The organism is Paenibacillus artemisiicola (genome assembly GCF_017652985.1).
Classification (GTDB): Bacteria; Bacillota; Bacilli; order Paenibacillales; family Paenibacillaceae; genus Paenibacillus_Z; species Paenibacillus_Z artemisiicola.
The window spans coordinates 47,140-63,912 of sequence record NZ_JAGGDJ010000032.1; the positions used below are offsets into that span (position 1 = coordinate 47,140).

Annotated in this window: 17 protein-coding genes; 1 reads left to right on the forward strand and 16 read right to left on the reverse strand. The window is 64.8% G+C overall.

The genetic code is table 11. The annotated features are described in order from the left end of the window. Positions 1-11: 11 nt before the first annotated feature. The 7 genes from groES to I8J29_RS24720 form a co-directional block, all read right to left on the reverse strand. Positions 12-293: a co-chaperone GroES gene (groES, locus tag I8J29_RS24690; RefSeq protein ID WP_090644098.1), complete on the reverse strand. Its 282-nt coding sequence runs from the start codon at positions 291-293 to the stop codon at positions 12-14. Positions 294-499: 206 nt separating this feature from the next. Then, positions 500-1,240 (reverse strand): twin-arginine translocase subunit TatC, encoded by a 741-nt coding sequence (gene tatC, locus I8J29_RS24695; RefSeq protein WP_090644442.1) that lies wholly within the window; start codon positions 1,238-1,240, stop codon positions 500-502. Positions 1,241-1,397: 157 nt separating this feature from the next. Further along, positions 1,398-1,634 (reverse strand): twin-arginine translocase TatA/TatE family subunit, encoded by a 237-nt coding sequence (locus I8J29_RS24700; protein WP_208850090.1) that lies wholly within the window; start codon positions 1,632-1,634, stop codon positions 1,398-1,400. Between the two features lie 57 nt (positions 1,635-1,691). After that, entirely contained in the window at positions 1,692-2,717 is a 1,026-nt protein-coding gene (locus tag I8J29_RS24705; RefSeq protein WP_208850091.1) for a molybdopterin-binding protein, read from the reverse strand. Further along, positions 2,714-3,208 (reverse strand): MogA/MoaB family molybdenum cofactor biosynthesis protein, encoded by a 495-nt coding sequence (locus I8J29_RS24710; RefSeq protein WP_090644091.1) that lies wholly within the window; start codon positions 3,206-3,208, stop codon positions 2,714-2,716. Before I8J29_RS24710 ends, I8J29_RS24705 begins: the two co-directional genes overlap by 4 nt. A gap of 57 nt (positions 3,209-3,265) precedes the next feature. Beyond that, positions 3,266-3,742: a cyclic pyranopterin monophosphate synthase MoaC gene (moaC, locus tag I8J29_RS24715; protein ID WP_208850092.1), complete on the reverse strand. Its 477-nt coding sequence runs from the start codon at positions 3,740-3,742 to the stop codon at positions 3,266-3,268. Continuing rightward, positions 3,723-4,367: a 5-formyltetrahydrofolate cyclo-ligase gene (locus I8J29_RS24720; RefSeq protein WP_208850093.1), complete on the reverse strand. Its 645-nt coding sequence runs from the start codon at positions 4,365-4,367 to the stop codon at positions 3,723-3,725. The genes moaC and I8J29_RS24720 overlap by 20 nt, the downstream gene beginning before the upstream one ends. A 209-nt stretch (positions 4,368-4,576) precedes the next feature. On the opposite strand from I8J29_RS24720, the gene I8J29_RS24725 reads away from it, so the two are divergent. After that, a complete protein-coding gene (locus I8J29_RS24725) occupies positions 4,577-6,517 on the forward strand; it encodes an ABC-F family ATP-binding cassette domain-containing protein (protein WP_208850094.1) in 1,941 nt (646 codons plus the stop codon). Positions 6,518-6,793: 276 nt separating this feature from the next. Here the strand turns inward: I8J29_RS24725 and I8J29_RS24730 are convergent, their stop codons facing one another. The 9 genes from I8J29_RS24730 to I8J29_RS24770 all read right to left on the reverse strand — a co-directional run. Continuing rightward, the gene (locus I8J29_RS24730; RefSeq protein WP_338113278.1) at positions 6,794-7,327 is read right to left on the reverse strand and encodes a YhgE/Pip family protein; all 534 of its coding nucleotides are present in this window, start codon (positions 7,325-7,327) and stop codon (positions 6,794-6,796) included. Between the two features lie 976 nt (positions 7,328-8,303). Next, positions 8,304-8,828 (reverse strand): YhgE/Pip domain-containing protein, encoded by a 525-nt coding sequence (locus tag I8J29_RS34680; RefSeq protein ID WP_208850104.1) that lies wholly within the window; start codon positions 8,826-8,828, stop codon positions 8,304-8,306. Positions 8,829-9,427: 599 nt separating this feature from the next. Then, the gene (locus tag I8J29_RS24740) at positions 9,428-11,044 is read right to left on the reverse strand and encodes a 2-isopropylmalate synthase (protein ID WP_208850095.1); all 1,617 of its coding nucleotides are present in this window, start codon (positions 11,042-11,044) and stop codon (positions 9,428-9,430) included. Positions 11,045-12,006: 962 nt separating this feature from the next. Then, positions 12,007-12,855: a protein kinase family protein gene (locus I8J29_RS24745; RefSeq protein ID WP_208850096.1), complete on the reverse strand. Its 849-nt coding sequence runs from the start codon at positions 12,853-12,855 to the stop codon at positions 12,007-12,009. A 550-nt stretch (positions 12,856-13,405) separates the two neighbouring features. Next, the gene (tsaD, locus tag I8J29_RS24750) at positions 13,406-14,443 is read right to left on the reverse strand and encodes a tRNA (adenosine(37)-N6)-threonylcarbamoyltransferase complex transferase subunit TsaD (RefSeq protein WP_208850097.1); all 1,038 of its coding nucleotides are present in this window, start codon (positions 14,441-14,443) and stop codon (positions 13,406-13,408) included. Then, complete coding sequence (rimI, locus tag I8J29_RS24755; protein WP_090644073.1) at positions 14,433-14,930, reverse strand: ribosomal protein S18-alanine N-acetyltransferase; 498 nt, start codon at positions 14,928-14,930, stop codon at positions 14,433-14,435. Before rimI ends, tsaD begins: the two co-directional genes overlap by 11 nt. Beyond that, positions 14,917-15,780, reverse strand: a complete 864-nt coding sequence (tsaB, locus tag I8J29_RS24760; protein WP_208850098.1) for a tRNA (adenosine(37)-N6)-threonylcarbamoyltransferase complex dimerization subunit type 1 TsaB — start codon at positions 15,778-15,780, stop codon at positions 14,917-14,919. The genes rimI and tsaB overlap by 14 nt, the downstream gene beginning before the upstream one ends. 3 nt (positions 15,781-15,783) lie before the next feature. Beyond that, a complete protein-coding gene (gene tsaE / locus I8J29_RS24765; RefSeq protein WP_240546461.1) occupies positions 15,784-16,263 on the reverse strand; it encodes a tRNA (adenosine(37)-N6)-threonylcarbamoyltransferase complex ATPase subunit type 1 TsaE in 480 nt (159 codons plus the stop codon). A gap of 12 nt (positions 16,264-16,275) precedes the next feature. Further along, positions 16,276-16,773: AIR synthase-related protein (locus tag I8J29_RS24770; RefSeq protein ID WP_240546462.1), on the reverse strand; the 498-nt coding region annotated here is incomplete at its 5' end.

A 16,773-nucleotide genomic window follows, 5' to 3' on the forward strand; every position in this document is an offset into this window, starting at 1 on the left:
AAAGCCGCGGCTTAGCCCAAAATCGCGTGGATGTCGCTTTCTTTCATAATCAACAGCTCTTTGCCTTCGTACTTCACTTCGGTGCCGGCGTATTTGGAGAACAGGACGCGGTCGCCTTCCTTGACTTCAAGCGCAATGCGCGCGCCGTCTTTAACCGCGCCGCTGCCGACGGCGATAACTTTGCCTTCTTGCGGCTTTTCTTTAGCCGTGTCAGGCAGCAAAATGCCGCTTGCAGTCGTTTCTTCCTTCGCGATTGGTTCGATCAATACGCGTTCACCCAAAGGTCTGATCATGAAAATAGCCTCCTTGTTAATTGTTGGACAACACCATTGTTAGCACTCGCACTCGTTAAGTGCTAATAACCATTTCTAATAATACCGAAGTCCTTCGGGGATTTCAAGTCTTTCGCGGCCGATTTCATAGGAATTTTACAAGCCCTCCCCTTGCCCGCGGCGGCGGTTGCCGCGCAACGAAAAAAACCGGCTTTCGCCGGTTTCGGTTATGTTCCGTATTCTTCTTCCCACGCCTTGTCGGCGATCAGCTGTTTCTTGTACACGATGCTCGACAGCATGACGCTGATCTCGTACAGCAGGATGAGCGGCGCCGCCACCAGGGAGTCCGAGATGAAATCAGGCGGCGTGACGACGACCCCGACGATGATGAGCACGAAATATGCGAGCTTCCGCATTTTCTTCAGCCGCATCGGGTTCAGGATGCGCAGCTTCGTCAGGAACATGATGACGATCGGCAGCTCGAACAGCAGCGAGATCGGAATGAGAATATTGAACAGGAACGAGAAATATTGAATGACCCCGTACGTCTCCTCGAGGTTCAGATGCTTCGCGACGTCCGTCGTGAAATTGAACGCCATCGGGAAGACCACGTAGTACGAGAAAGCCAGTCCGACGAGGAACATGAGGAGGACGAACGGCACGAACAGGAGCGTCGCCCGCTGTTCCCTCCGTCCGAGCGCCGGCTTGACGAACGCCCACAGCTGGTACGCCGAGGCCGGCAGGGCGAAGACGAGCGCGATGACGAGCGCGAACTTCATGTAGAGGCCGATGCCGTCCCAGAGGGAGAAGGCGTTCAGCTTCATGCCCTTCACCGGATCCTGGCTCACCAGGTAGTTGTAGACCGGGTCCGCGAGGAACAACCCGAGGATCATCCCGGCGACCAGGAAGACGAGCACGAAGATGATTCTCCGCCGCAGCTCGCCGATGTGGTCGAAGAGCGTCATCATTTTATCGCCGCGCAGGGTTTCCTTCGCATCGGCCGAATCCAGGTTGGCCACCGTTAACCGTCACCTCTCTTATCGCGCTTCGTCCGGCGCCGCCAATTCCGGGCGACGCGGTTCGCGCATGCTAAACGCCCCGGTCAAGAAAAAAAGCGGGCCCCACTCACTCTGGGAGCCGCTTGTCGTCGACGCGATCTTCCGTACGGTTCACTTCCACCCGCTTGCCCGCATCCTTGCGGTCCTGATGGTCGTCATCCATCATATCTCTTGCGCCGGCCTTGAATTCCTTGAGCGTCCGTCCGAACGCCCGGCCGAGCTCCGGCAGCTTGTTAGGTCCGAACAGCAGCAGCGCCACGAGCGCGATCAGCAGAAAGCCGGTAACGCCGATTCCGCTAAACATAGCTATTAACCTCCTTCATGTTCAACTACACGAATGCTTCATGCTCCGAATCGGACTTCAGCGGACGTGCAGGCCGCCGTAGCCCATGGATACGATATCCGCTCGCGTAATGGTCTCTCCCGCGAGCACGCGGGGCAGCAACACGTCGAACGAGGTATAGGGATCATGCATCACGCAGCCCGGAAGACCCATGATGGGCGTTCCGTCCAGGTAGCCCATGAGGAGCATGGACCCCGGCAGCATCGGCGTGCCGTAACTGACGATCTCCGCGCCCGCTTCCGCGATGGCGGCGGGCGTACGGTCGTCGGGGTCTACGGACATTCCGCCGGTTACGATAATCATATCATAGGACTGCCGATGGAAGTAGTGTATTTCCTTGACAATTGTTTGTCGGTCGTCCGGCGAGAAGCGCTGCTCGGCGACCTCGGAGCCGAGTGCCTCGACGATGCGCCGGACCGCCGGGCCGAACTTGTCCTCGATGCGTCCCGAGTACACTTCTCCGCCCGTCGTCAGCAGTCCGATCCGGAAATTGCGCAGCGGCTTCAGGCCGAGCGGCCCCTTGCCGCCGCTGCGCGCCCGGTAATCGGCCACGATCGCCTCGACGGCCGCCACCTTCGCCTCCGGCACGACGAGCGGGATGACGCGCGTCGCCGCCAATTGGCCGCCCGGTTTGACGACGGCGTCCGTCCGCAGCGTCGCCAGCGCGATGTCCCCAAGCTCGTTAATGGCGTAAACGACGGCCGGATCGATGACGGCCAGCGCGGGCACGGCCAGCGCCGACTTGACCGCCACCTTGCCTTCGTGCGGCTCCGTCAGCAGCAGCCCGTCGTCCATAAGCGTCCGGGCCATCCGCCCCGCGGCGTCGTCCTCGTGCAGCTCGCCCTCGGCAAGCTCCATAATATAGATGTGCTCCTTGCCGATGTCGAGCAGCTTCGGAATGTCCGCCTCCGCGACGACGTGCCCTTTCTTGAAGAGGCGTCCCTTGAACTGCCCCGGGATGATCTGGGTCAAGTCATGCGCGAGCACGAGGCCGACCGCTTCCCGCACCGGCACTTCCTTCAGCCGCGTCCGCAGCCCGCTCATTCGGCGTGCTCTCCCGTCCGTCCGGACAAGATGTTGAGCGCGTGCGGCAGCTGGTCCATGATGGCCATCAGGTTCTCGTGCACGCCCTTCGGGCTGCCCGGCAGGTTGATGATCAGCGAGCGCCCGCGGATGCCGCACACGCCGCGCGAGAGCATGGCCCGGCGGGTCCGCTGCATGGCGCCGAGGCGCATCGCTTCGGCGAGTCCCGGCACGATCCGGTCGACGACCTTCAGCGTCGCCTCGGGGGTCAAATCCCTGGGGGCGAGCCCGGTGCCGCCCGTCGTAATGACCAGGTCCGCTTGAAAATAGTCCGTCATTTCAATCAAAGCCGCCATGATTTCGTCCTGCTCGTCGGGCACGATCCGATAATCGACGATTTCGCCGCTCAGCTCTTCCTCGACGAGCTCGCGGATCACCTGCGCGCTCGTATCCTCGCGCTCGCCGCGCGAGCCCTTGTCGCTTGCCGTGAGCAAGGCCACTTTCCACCGCATTCGCATCTCCCCCAATCGCAATATGTTAGCCTTCCCATGCCGTACGGCACATGAAAGTTAAACGCCGTTAACGCGATAATCGCCGTTCTTGCCGCCGCTCTTCGACACGAGCATCGTCGGCCCGATGACCATGTCCTTCTGCAGCGCCTTGCACATGTCGTACACCGTCAGCGCGGCTGCGGACACCGCCGTCAGGGCTTCCATCTCCACGCCGGTCTTGCCGGTCGTCTTGACCGTTCCTTCTATATAAAGTTCGTTTAAGCCGTTATCGCCGAACGCCAGGTTGACGCCGGTCAGCGGCAGCGGGTGGCACATCGGAATCCAGTCCGACGTCTTCTTCGCCGCCATGATGCCCGCCACCTGCGCCACGGCGAGCACGTCGCCCTTGCCGATCGTGCCGGCCTTGATCCGCCGCAGCGTCTCCTCGGCCATCGTCACCGTCGTCCGGGCCACGGCGGTCCTGGCCGTGACGTCCTTGTCCGACACGTCCACCATGCGCGCGCGTCCCTGGTCGTTAAAATGCGTCAAATCCATGCTGCGTTCCTCCCGTAAATCCGCGTTCCGTCAAGACGGCGTCGACGCGGACGTCGTGCGCGTCCATCGGCACCTCGTCCACGAGCTGCGCCCCGTACCCGAGGGCGATCCACGGCGGCAAGGCATCGCCCGCCTGCCGCGTCTGCGCTTCGAGCCGGTCGCGAAACCGGTCGTAGTAACCGCCGCCGTAGCCCAGCCGTCCGCCGTTCCGGTCGAACGCCAGCCCCGGCACGAACACGACGTCCGGCACGTAAGACGCCTTGCAGCGCCGCGCGGTGGCCGGATCCGGCTCGCGGATTCCGTAGGCCCCCGGCGCCAGTTCGTCCCACGCCTCGATGGTATACAGCTCCATCGAGCGGTCCCCGCGTACGACGCGCGGCACGACGACCTGCAAGCCCGTGCGCCAGCACCATTCGATCAAGAGCGTCGTGTCGAGCTCGGAGCGGAACGGCACGTACGCCATGACGTTCGATACCGGCCGGCCCCGTTCGTTGCGCCGGCGGATCCAATCCACGGCGAGCTGGCACACCGTGTCCGCCCAAGCCATTCGCCCGTTCTCGGAAAGCCCGTCGCGCAGCTCCCTTGCCGCGAGGCGCGCCGCCTGCTTCAGTTCCGTCCGGTTCATCCCATTCCCCTTCGCTTCGTCGTTTTCCGTCCCCGTCTGCGGTCCGTCCATAGTTGTAATTTAGTTTACCACTGTTGCCCATATTTCGCCAACACGCCCAAAGCGGGATACGGCATGGGCTTCCGGTCGCGAAACGGTCGCGCGGCGGCCCGATTTCATGTACACTGGTACAAAGGCATTTTTCTTCAGGTTGGAGGTAAACGGGAACCATGCTTCTTCAAGTATCCGATGTATCCAAAAGCTACGGCGTCAGCAGCGTGCTCGCGAACGTGACGTTCCAGGTGCTGCCCCGCGAGCGGGTCGGCCTCGTGGGCGTGAACGGCGCGGGCAAATCGACGCTGCTCCGGATTATCGCCGGCGAACTGAACGCCGATTCCGGCACCGTCTATAAATCGAAAGAAACGACGATCGGCTACCTGGCGCAATCCAGCGGCCTGCAGTCGGACAAGACCATCGAAGCCGAGATGCGCGCGGTATTCGCGCATCTGACCGACGCCGAGCGCGAGCTCCGCGCCCTGGAGCAGCAAATCGCGGACCCGGCGCTGCACGCCGACGAGAAGCAGTACCAGGCGGTGCTCGACCGGTACGCCAAGCTCTCGGACTGGTTCCGGGCCAAGGGCGGCTTCGAGATGGAGACGCGCATCCGCAGCGTGGTGCACGGCATGGGCTTCGGCAGCTTCCCGCCGGAGACGGTCATCTCCATGCTGAGCGGCGGCCAGAAGACGCGGCTCGCGCTCGCCCGCATCCTGTTGCAGGCGCCGGACCTGCTGATGCTCGACGAACCGACGAACTACCTCGACATCGAGACGCTGACCTGGCTCGAGGATTATTTGCGCGGCTACGAGGGCGGCATTCTCGTCGTTTCCCACGACCGCTACTTCCTCGACGCCGTCGTCGGCACGATCGTGGAGATCGAGCGGCACCAGGCGAAGCGGTATACCGGCAATTACAGCCGCTTCATCGACATCAAGGCGGCCGAGTACGAGGCGCAAATGAAGCAATACGAGAAGCAGCAGGAGGAGATCGCCAAGCTCGAGGACTTCGTGCAGCGGAACATCGTCCGCGCCTCCACGACGAAGCGCGCGCAGAGCCGGCGCAAGACGCTGGAGAAGATGGATCGCCTCGACAAGCCGCTCGGCGACTTGAAGAAGGCGCATTTCTCCTTCGAGATCGAACGCCAAAGCGGCAACGACGTGCTCGACCTCCGCGACCTGTCGATCCGCTTCCCCGAGAAGGACGCCCCGCTGTTCCGCGACGTGACGTTCCGGCTCGAACGGGGGGAGAACGTCGCGCTCATCGGCCCGAACGGCATCGGCAAATCGACGCTGCTGAAGGCGCTCGTCGGCCAGCAGCCGCACGAGGCCGGCTCGATCCGCTGGGGCACGAACGTGAAGATCGGCTACTACGACCAGGAGCATACGGGCCTGAACCGCAACAACACGGTGCTTGAAGAGCTGTGGAGCGCGTATCCGGGCATCGAGGAAGCGCGCATCCGCACCATCCTCGGCAATTTCCTCTTCAGCGGCGACGACGTGAAGAAGAAGATCAGCACCCTGAGCGGCGGCGAACGCGCGCGCGTATCGCTGTCGAAGCTGATGCTGGCGCAGGCGAACATGCTGATTCTCGACGAACCGACGAACCACTTGGACCTGTACAGCAAGGAAGTGCTCGAAGGCGCGCTGATGGATTACGACGGCACGCTGCTGTTCATCTCTCATGACCGGTACTTCTTGAATAAGATGGCGGAGCGCATTGTCGAACTGAATCCGAAGGGCACGGAGCATTTCCTGGGAAATTATGACGAAATGATCCAGAAAAAGCGGGAAATCGAAGAGCTGAAGCTGGAATTGCAGACGGCCGCGCAAGGAAAACAGAGCAAATCCGCGCAAACGCCGGAACCCCAGCCCGTCTCCTCGTACGAAGCCGACAAACAAGCGAAGCGTGACGAACGGAACCGGCAGCGCAAGCAGGAACAGCTGGAATCCGACATCGCGCGGCTGGAGGGCGAAATCGCGGAGCTCGAAGCGCTGCTCACGGACCCTGAAGTCTTCAATGATTACGTGCGGGTCGGCGATATTCAAGCCGACGCGGACAAACGCAAAGCGGAGCTGCAGGCCGTGTACGAAGCCTGGGAGGAATTGCTCGCGTAAGCGATCGGGATCGATCGGAGAGGCGAAATCCAAGCTCGCGATCGCGCGGCGCCTCGCGATCGGCTTCGTCCGATACGCAATTCGCGTCGACCCGAGACGCGTTCGGCCCGCTCCGGCAATAGCTTCAACCAACCTCAACCAGCTCAACACCGATCGGAATCGCGATAACGGCCGTAAATGCTGCTCGTACGCAGGCATTTACGGCCTTTTTGCGCATTTGCGGCCCCAGCCGTCCCGCGCCCTCCCGCGGCGCCGCCGTTTCTGACCGCGCCTTGCTTAAGCCGCTCCTTCGGCCAGCTTGATTTCCGCCATGATCCGGCGGCGCTTGACGGCGTAAAGCAGCAGAATCGCCCCGATGCCGAAAGCCGCCAGCACGGCCGCGGTGCGGACGATCGCCGTCCCTTCGCCGATGGAGATGAGCTGGCGCAGCCCCTCGACGACGTACGTCATCGGCAGGTACGGATGGATGAACCGGAAGAAGCCCGGCTCGAGCCCGACGGGATACGATCCCGAGCTCGACGTCAGCTGCAGCATCAGAATAAGCACCGCGACGAACCGTCCCGTATCGCTCCCCAGCATCGCGATCAGCATGAACAGGATCGCCGTGAAGACGAGCCCGACCGCGACCGCGTACATCGCGATCGGCGGGACGACGGTCGGAATGCCGAGTCCCGTATGGAGGACGAGTACCGACACGAGCGACTGGCAGACGCTGACCGACGCGAGCGCGAGGTACTTGCTGCCGACGTACGACAGCGGCCCGTGCGGCCGCTCCGGCACCCGCCGGACGTCGATGACGAAAAACAGCACGAGCGAGCCGACCCACAGCGACAGCGCGATGAAATACGCGCGAAGCCGACGCCGTTGCTCGGCACGGGGTGCCGGTTCGTCTCCGTCATGCGCACGGGATCGCCGATGACGGCCTGCCGCTTTTCGGCCTTCCCGTCCTGCGCAGCCACGCCCGCGGCGTCCGACAGCTTGTCGGCCAGCTGCGCCTGCCCCTGATGAATGGCCGCCAGCCCGTCCCGGAGCGCGTCCGCGCCGTCCGCCAGCCTCGCGTTGCCGACGCGCAGCGCCTCCGCGCCGCCGCCGAGCCGCAGCAGGCCGTTCATCAGCTTCGTGCTGCCCGTCTGCAGGCCGTTCACCCCGCTCGCGACGTCCTTGACCCGCTCGCCGACGGACGCGAAGGACAGCCGCTGCCGGTCCAGCGCGGCGGAGACGGCGTCCGCGTCCCCCCGCAGCGCGTCCAGCCGCGAGCCGAGCTCATCCAGCCGCGGCTGGATGGCGCCGGCCAGCTTCGCGGCGCCGCCGGCGGCGCCCTGCACCGACGCGGTCCGCGCGTCCAGCTGGCCCAGCGTATCCGAGACGCCGCCGTCGGCGTCGGCCCGCGCCGTCTCCGCCCCGGCCAGCCGATCGGACAGCCGCTTGTAATCCGCGTCCTGCCGCAGCTCCGGATAGCGGCCGCCGAGTCCGTCCAGCAGCGTGCGCCCCTGCCGCAGGGCATCGCCGGCGTCAGCGAGACGCGCCTGCGCCGGACGCAGCGCGCCGCTCGGATTCGACAAGCCGGCCGCGGCATCGTTAACGGCTTTAAGTCCGTTCGACAGCGCGGATAATTCGCCGCGCAAATCGTTAATGGCGGCAAGCAGCGATGTCCGGTCGCCGCTCAGCCGCGCGGCCGCGTCCGCGGCGCCGCCGTTCGACGCGGCCTGCATGCCGCTTGCGCCGGCGGCGATGCCGTTCAGGTCGCGCAAGCCCGACGCGACGATGCCCGCCATCGCGTTCAGCTTCACGAGTCCGTTCTCCAGCTCGTTCGCGCCGCTCGCGATCGCGCCAAGCCCTTCCGACAGCTTCGCCATGCCGCCTCCGCTGTCCGCGAGACCCGCCGACAGCTTCGCCGCGCCCTCGCGCGCCTGCTCCGAGGCGGCCGACAGCTTCGAGGCTCCGTCCGCCGCCTCACGGAATCCGCGACGGAGCGGACGATCTTCGCGTTCAGCAGGTTGGCCCCTTCGTTCAGCTCGATACGCATCGATGTCGGCTCCGGCCGGTCGCCGCTCACGCTGAACGCCCGCTCCGAGAAATCGGCCGGCAAGTACAACGCCATCGCGTACGCGAGGTCCTTCACGCCGCGCTCGGCCTCCGCCCGGCTCGCCGGCCGCCAATCGGTCGACCGGTCCGCGATCAGCTTGGCCGTCAGCTCCCGGCCCAAGTTCCGTTCGCCGCCGCCCCGCGAAGTACCCGCGTCCTCGTTCACGATCGCGAGGCGAAGCCGTTCGACGTGCGCCGTCGGATCCCAGAACGCCCATAGATAGATGAAGCTGTAACATCAGCGGCAGAACCATGAGGCCGAGCAGCGATTTGCGCACCGTCCGATTCATCCACATGGACCTGATATCCAGCATGGCCAGCCTGAGGCCGCCCGAGCTTTCCCGCATGCGGGGTCCTCCTTCCAAACGCGTGATGCTTATGCACAGCCGCCGCAGCCGCGGCGGACAAGCCGTCCCCGTAGGATTTCCCAGACGTGCGAAAAGGAACCATGCTTGCCAGGTCGTCCGCCCGGTCTTGGCGCCTCTATCCCCCCTTTCCACAGCTCTATCCACAGCCGTGGACAAATTGCGCGGCAATTCTGGCATTGATTTTGTCGAATAACCTCGCTAAATTTACCGAAATTTTAATATTTCTCATCAAGCGTTTACGATTGCTTCATTTTTATTCCCATTATCCACATTATCCACAACCAACCTGTGAAAAACTTATTCGACTTTTATGCACACTGTAAACGCCCGGATTTTGCGGCTTTCCAGCATTTGTGCACAAGCGAGTCGCCTGCTGTGGGCAACGTTGTGGATAACAAAAAAGCAGGGGGCGCCCCCTGCTTTCGAATCGTCATTCACCGAATCGTCCGGCTCGCCGTCAGCTCGATTTCGCTTCCCGGGCCGTTCCGTCGCCGCCCTCGTCCGCGCTCGCGCTCATCAGCAGCTGGTTGCACGCCGCCACGTACGCCTGGGCCGACGCCAGAATGATGTCGTTATGCACCGCCGTGCCGCTGTAGCGCTTGCCGCCGCGCACGACGCTGACGGCCGCTTCGCCGCGGGCGTCCTCGCCCGTGGACAGCGAATGCAGCTCCAGATCGTCGAACGCCGCGCCGACCGGAATGGCCTGCCGCAGGCAGTGGATGACCGCTTCGAGCGGCCCGGTCCCCGTGCCCGTATACGTGCGCTCCTCCTGCGATTCCCGTTCGCGGACCGTTACCGACGCGATGCGGGAGCGCTGCGTGCCGGCCAGCACCTGCAGGTCGACCAGCACGTACGGATCGTGCTGCGTCTCGGTCGACTCGCTCGCGAGGCGCACCAGCACGTCGTCCGGAACGATTTTGAGTTCGTCGGCTTTCTCCTTGAAGCGGTCGTACACGTCCTGCAGCTGCTCCTCGTTCAGGACGATGCCGAACTCCGCAAGGCGGTGCTTGATGGCATGGCGGCCGGAATGCTTGCCGAGCACGATCATGCTGCGCGGGATGCCCATCGCTTCGGGATCCATGATCTCGTACGTGTTGCGGTTCTTGAGCAGGCCGTCCTGATGGATGCCGGACTCGTGCTGGAACGCGTTCCGGCCGACGATCGGCTTGTTGTAGGCGATCGGGAAGTTCATCGCTCGGCTCACCATCCGCGACATCTCGTAAATCTCGCCGACGTTGATGCCCGTCTCCGCGCCGATCGCGGCCTTGCGCGTCTCGATGGCCATGACCAGCTCCTCGAGCGAGCAGTTGCCGGCGCGTTCGCCGATGCCGTTCACCGTGACCTCGATCTGCGTCGCGCCGCCGGCGATCGCCGCCAGGCTGTTCGCCACCGCGAGGCCGAGGTCGTTATGGCAATGCGCGCTGAACTGCACCTTGTCGGCGCCGCGCGCGCCCGCCCGCACGGCGCGGAACATGGCGCCGTACTCCTCCGGAAGCGCGAAGCCGAGCGTATCCGGCAGGTTGATGACCGTCGCGCCCTCCGCGATGACCGCCTCGACCATCTCGATGACGAATTCGCGGCCCGTACGGCTCGCGTCCATCGCCGAGAATTCGATCTCGTCCACGAACCGCTTGCCGTAGGCGACCATGGCGCGGGCGATGTTCACGACTTCATCCCGGGACTTCTTCAGCTGGAAGTCCAGGTGAATATCCGACGAGGAGATGAACAGGTGCAGGCGCCGGCGCGCGGCGTCCGTCGTCGCTTTGACCGCGGCGTCGATATCGCCCTTGATGGCGCGGGCGAAGCCGGCAATCTCGACGTTCTGCAGCTCGCGCGAAATCTGCTGCACCGCGGCGAACTCGCCCGGGCTCGAGATCGGAAAGCCCGGCTCGATGACGTCGATGCCGAGCTTCGCCAGCTGGCGGGCGATGACGATCTTCTGCTCGGGACGCAGCGTCGCGCCAGGCGACTGTTCGCCGTCGCGAAGCGTCGTGTCGAAGATGCGGATCCGCTTGTCGGCGGGCGAAGCGGCTTGCGTATCGGCGTTAATGCGCGTTTCATGGGATGGGGTCATGGTTGGTTCCTCCTGTATTTGGGGTTTGGGATTGGATGGAGACGCCGGGCCGCGGCCGCGACAACGACAAAAGCCCGCCGTCTCTCGAAGATTCAAGAGACGACAGGCTTCTTGGGCTTGCCGCGGTACCACTCTCGTTGCCCGGACGCTCCCGCCCGGACCCGCTCGCGCAGGGACCCGGCCGGTTCGGCCGCGAGTCCGCTGCACCCGATGACGGGGGTCAGCCGTAACGAAGTACCCGGCGGCCGGCCGCCCTTGCGGACGCCGCCCCGTTTTCCCCCGTTCCGCTCCCAGGCGAGTTCGGATCCCCCTTCGGCTGCGTCGCACCGTCCCGCAGCTCTCTGATTCCCGGTCGTGATCCTACTACTCCTGTTCAACGCGTTGTGTTCGTTATATGTGTACGTTCAAGCTTGACGGTTCATGCGTGCCTCTTCAGACAAGATGGTACAGGGCTCTTCGACGATCGTTGCGGGCGATTCTCGGCTGTCCGACACTTCGTGACGCGAAACCCGCGGGGTTCCGCCGCATCCGGAGCAATCAAAAAAGCCCGCCGTCTCTTGAGAATCAAGAGACGACGGACTGTGAGATCCGGCGCGGTACCACCCTTGTTGACGACGCGCGAAGCGCGGCCGTCCACCTTAAGCACGGCGACCGACTCTAGAAATCGATGGCCATGCACCCGATCACGGCGGTTAACCGTAACGGCGTACGCGGGCTTCCTTCAGCCTTGGCCTTCGGCCGACACTGAAACCCTCTCCGCCATTCCGCTCCCAGGCGAGGTTCAAGCTGCCTTCGGCTGCGTTGCACCATCCCGCAGCTCTCTGTTCCCGGCGTTCGCTCTACTGCTCCTGTTCGTCGCGTTTCGTCGATTGAAGTGTTGTTGCCTATTATAGGCTTAACGGAAATCGTCTGTCAATTCCGAAACGAGAAAAAGTTTTGAAAAGGGAGCGGCTCGTCGCCGCTTACCCCTCCGCGCCTTCGCTCCGAAGCGCCTCCAGCCAAGCCCGGCGGAACTCGGCGACGCTGCCGAAGCGGTCGGCCCTGTCCGGGGAGACGGCCTTCATCGCCGTCCGGTGCAGCGCCCCGGACGCCCGCCAGCGCGCGGGATCGCGGCTGCCTTCCTCCTCCGCCAGGAAGACGAAGGCGGCGGCCCCCAAGTTGAAGACGTTCGTCACCGCGTCGATCCGGCTTCCCTTGACGAACTCCTCGGGCGCCATGTAGCGGCTCGACCCGTAGTTGCGGTCCGTCGCGAGCGTAAACGCGCCTTTGGCATAAAGATCGAAATCGCACAGATGCAGCGCGTTCCGGGCGAAATCGTAAATCAGGCTGCCGTCATACAGATCGACCGCGACGTACCCGAGCCGCTCCAACTGCTCGTGCAGCTCGTAGACGTCGCCGAGCGCGCGCACGATCGTCTCCGCCGGGAGGCGCCGGAACCGGAAATGCGGCGAGTCCGGACGGCTGCGGCCTTCCTTCCCCGAGAACTCCGGCGAACCGAGCACCTCGCCGTCGACCCATTCGAAGACGAGCGCGTAGCCCTCGCCAGCCGGAAAATGGTTGAGCAGCCGGGGCACGCAAGGATGGCTCACCTTCGCATGGAACGCGGCGGCGTTCTTCAGATAGCCGACGTTCTCCGGCTGAACCGCGTATTTCACGAAGCGGTTCCGGCCCGCGGCGCGGACCCCGTAGGACACGTTGCCCGAATCCTGGCGGTCGAATATGCGGAAGACTTCTCCGGTCTCCTCCAAAAACGACGCGATATCTTGCTCCACCCGCTGCGCCGCTTCGAGCGGGCAGTCCTTGATCGACATGGTAAACGCGCTCCTTCCCGATATTTCCGAATGTTCGTGCCGGCCGGCATGCTTAACTTTAGCTAAAATTCCGCGTCCCGCCTAGACTTATAAAATCCGCGTTGCTATACTAGGATTATGAAGAGCCTGATAGGGGCTTTTCTATTTGAGAACGCCTATGCGGCGTTCATGCGGAGCCGATCGTTTACGAACGCAGACACCTGACAGGTGTCTTTTTTGTTTAGCGTCAAGTCGCTGCAGCCTGCTTGAATAAGACGCCGGCACGAAGTTCATTGCCAGCACGAAGTCGGCCGTCAGCACGAGATGGCCGTCGGCACGAGATGGCCGTCGACATGAGATGGCCGTCGACATGAGTTAGCCGTCAGCACGAGTTAGCCGTCAGCATGAGTTAGCCGTCAGCACGAGTTAGCCGTCAGCACGAGTTAGCCGTCGGCACGAGATGGCCGGAGATGGCCATCGGCCGAAAATAGGCGTCAACGCAAAAAGCAGATCCGAACGTGCGGGGCACGCGTCGAATCTGCTTTTTTGAACCGTTCCGCGGACTGTCGCGCTACGACACGACCGACCAGTCTTCCAGCGACAGGCCGGGCTCCGCCTTCATGTCGAGCGGCGTGAACTCGCCGCGCGCGTACTTCAAGTGCGCCGCCGCGCCGATCATCGCCGCGTTGTCGGTGCACAGTTGAAGCGGCGGGACGAGCAGCGGAATGCCCGCTTCCTCGCAGCGGGCGGCCAGCGCCGCGCGCAGGCCGCCGTTCGCCGCGACGCCGCCGCACAGCAGCAGCTGCTTGGCACCGAATTCGCGGACGGCGCGGACCGCCTTCGTCGTCAGCACGTCGATGACCGACGTCTGGAACCCGCGGGCCAGCGCGGCCTCGCGGATCGGCTCGCCTTTCATCGCGGCGGTGTTGATGGCGGCGAGCACGGCGGACTTCAGGCCGCTGAAGCTGAAGTCGTACGAATCCGGCTCGAGCCACGCCCGGGGCAGCGGAATTTCGTCGTCCGCGCCCTGCGCGAGCCGGTCGACATGCGGCCCGCCGGGATACGGGAACTTCAGCGTCCGCGCCACCTTGTCGTACGCTTCGCCGACGGCGTCGTCGCGGGTGCGCCCGATGATGCGGAAGCGTCCTTCGCTCTCGAGCAGGACGAGCTCGGTATGGCCGCCCGAGGCGACCAGCGCGAGGCACGGATAGACCAGCTCGTGCACGAGCTCGTTGGCATAGATGTGCCCGGCGATATGATGCGTGCCGATCAGCGGCAGGCCGAGGGCCATCGCCAGGCTCTTGGCCGCGACGATGCCGACGAGCAGGGCGCCGACGAGCCCCGGCCCCTGCGTCACCGCGATCGCGGACAGGTCGCGGAACGAGACGCCGGCCTCGGCCAGCGCCTGCTCCATGATGGCCGTAATCGACTCCGCGTGCTTGCGCGAGGCGATTTCCGGCACGACGCCGCCGAACCGGCGGTGCGTGTCGATTTGGCTCGAGACGATATTGGATAAAATCCGTTTGCCGCCGCGGACGACTGCCGCCGACGTTTCGTCGCAGCTCGTCTCCACGGCCAGGATGAGTTCATGGCTTGCGTTAGTCGTCATACGATTGCTCCACTTCGGCGGACTCCGGCAGCTCCGCCCACATGATGAGGGCATCCTCCATATTGTCCGAATAATAGCCGGGCCGGATGCCCGACGGTTCGAAGCCCAGCTTGGCATACAGCCGCCGGGCGACCGAATTGCTCACGCGCACTTCCAGCGTCATGCGGCGCGCGCCGAACAGGACGGCGGTCCGCATCAGTTCCGTCATCAGCAGCTCCCCGAGCCCTTGTCCGCGGTAAGCCTCGCGCACCGCGACGTTCGTTACGTGCGCCTCGTCCATGATCGTCCACATGCCCGCGTAGCCGATCGCCGCGCCTTCATAATCCATGACCATGTAGCGCGCGAAGTGATTGTTCGTCAGCTCGTTCACGAACGCGTCCTTCGTCCAGGGCGTCGCGAAGCTTTCTTCCTCGATCGCGGCGATCGTCGGCACGTCGTCCAGCGTCATCGAACGGAAGACGAGCCGGTTCCGGTCAATTGGCGTCATGTCGGACAGCTCCTTCCGCGGCCGCTTGCTTCTCCTGCAGCTTGACCTCCGCTTCGGTCAGCTGCGTGTAATTCGGGGCGAACGCGTGCACGTCGTCCCGCTCTCCCGCGGCGAGCCGCTTCGCGCCGAGCGCGGCGACCGCTCGGCCCTCCAGCCAGTGCGGGAGCGCATGCACCCGCACGGCCGGGCACAGCGCCTGCAGCCGGCCGGCTTCGGCCTCGTGCTGCGCCAGCTCGCCGACGAGCCAGACGGCGTCCGGCCGCGAAGCGTCGTCCGCCGCGCCGAGCGCCGCCGCCAGCTCGTCCGTCCAGTCGCGCATGAGCCGGATCGCGTCCGGCGCTCCGCGCGTCCACGCGCCGTCCGCGGGCGGATTCGCCGCTTCCGGCGCGGCGCCTATGGCCGCGAAGCGCGCCGTGTACGCCTGGCCGCGCCGGGCGTCCATGATCGGCACGATCCAGGCGCGCCCCGCCGCTGCGCCGTCCGCGCCGGCGGACGCCGCCGGCCATGCGCCGTAAGCCAGCGCCTCCAGGCTCGACACGCCGACGAGCGGCTTGTCCCAAGCCCAGGCGAGCGTCTTGCCGAGCGATACGGCGATGCGCATGCCCGTGTACGAGCCCGGACCTCGCCCGATCGCGAGGCCGTCCAGCGCCTCCGGCTTCACGCCGCATGCCTCCAGCATCGTCTGAACCGCGGATACCGTATGCACGGAATGATTGCGTTCCGCGAGCGACTGCACCTCCCGCAGCACCTCGCCGCCGCGGACGAGCGCGGCCGCCAAGGCGGCCGTCGACGTATCCACGGCCAGCACGAGCCGTCCGTCGCGGCTCCCCTGCGTTGTCTGTTCACCCATCTGTTACCTAGCTCCCATTCGCTGTAAGTCTCGCACCCAGGCCGCATACCGCGGACCGATGCCCTTGATCGCGATCCGGCGCGCGTCTCCGCCCAGATGCGCGATGTACATCTCCAGCCGCTCCGGCGGCAGCAGCGCCTCGATCAGACTGGCCCATTCCACGATCGTCACGCCGTCGCCGAAGAAGTACTCGTCGAGCCCGAGCTCGTCCGCTTCCGGCTCCGACAGCCGATAAACGTCCATATGATAGAGCGGCAGCGCGCCCTGATATTCCTTGATGATCGTAAACGTCGGACTGTTCACGACGTCCTTCACGCCGATGCCTCTCGCATAGGCCTGCGAGAACCGGGTCTTGCCCGCGCCGAGATCGCCGTCCAAGGCCAGCACCGTGCCCGGCGCGGCCCATCCGGCCAGCGTCTCCGCGAGCCGGACCGTGCCGGACTCGTCGTTCGCCGTCCATTCGATTGCCATGACCTCGCTCATCCGTTCACGCTCCTACTCGCCAAAATGATTGTAGCCCCGCTTCGGGAGCGGCTCGCGCCGGGGCGCGGAGCCGGCGCGCCGGCCCCGTCCGCGAACATCCAGATCGCGGACCAGCGCGACGCCGGCGGGGCCTTCCTCCGCCTCGCCGACGATGTACATCGGCAGGCCGGCCGCCTCCAGCTCGGCTTTGGCCGCCTCGGCGTCGCCAGCCGCGATCGTGCCGAGCAGCACGTAGTCTTCGCCGCCGTAGAGGATCCACGCCAGCGGATCCGCCCCGGCGCGGCTCGCGTATGCGGCCAGGCTGCCGCTCTTCGGGAGCCGCGACTCGCGCAGCGCGAGCATGACGCCCGAAGCCTCGGCGATCTCCCAGGCTTCGCTCGCCAAGCCGTCGCTGACGTCGTTCAGCGACGTGACCGTGCCGCGCGCGGCCAGCAGCGCCGCCGCGCGCACGGACGGCGCCGGCCGGCGGTGCGCCCGTACGAGCGCCGCCGTGCCGGCCGCCTCCGCCCC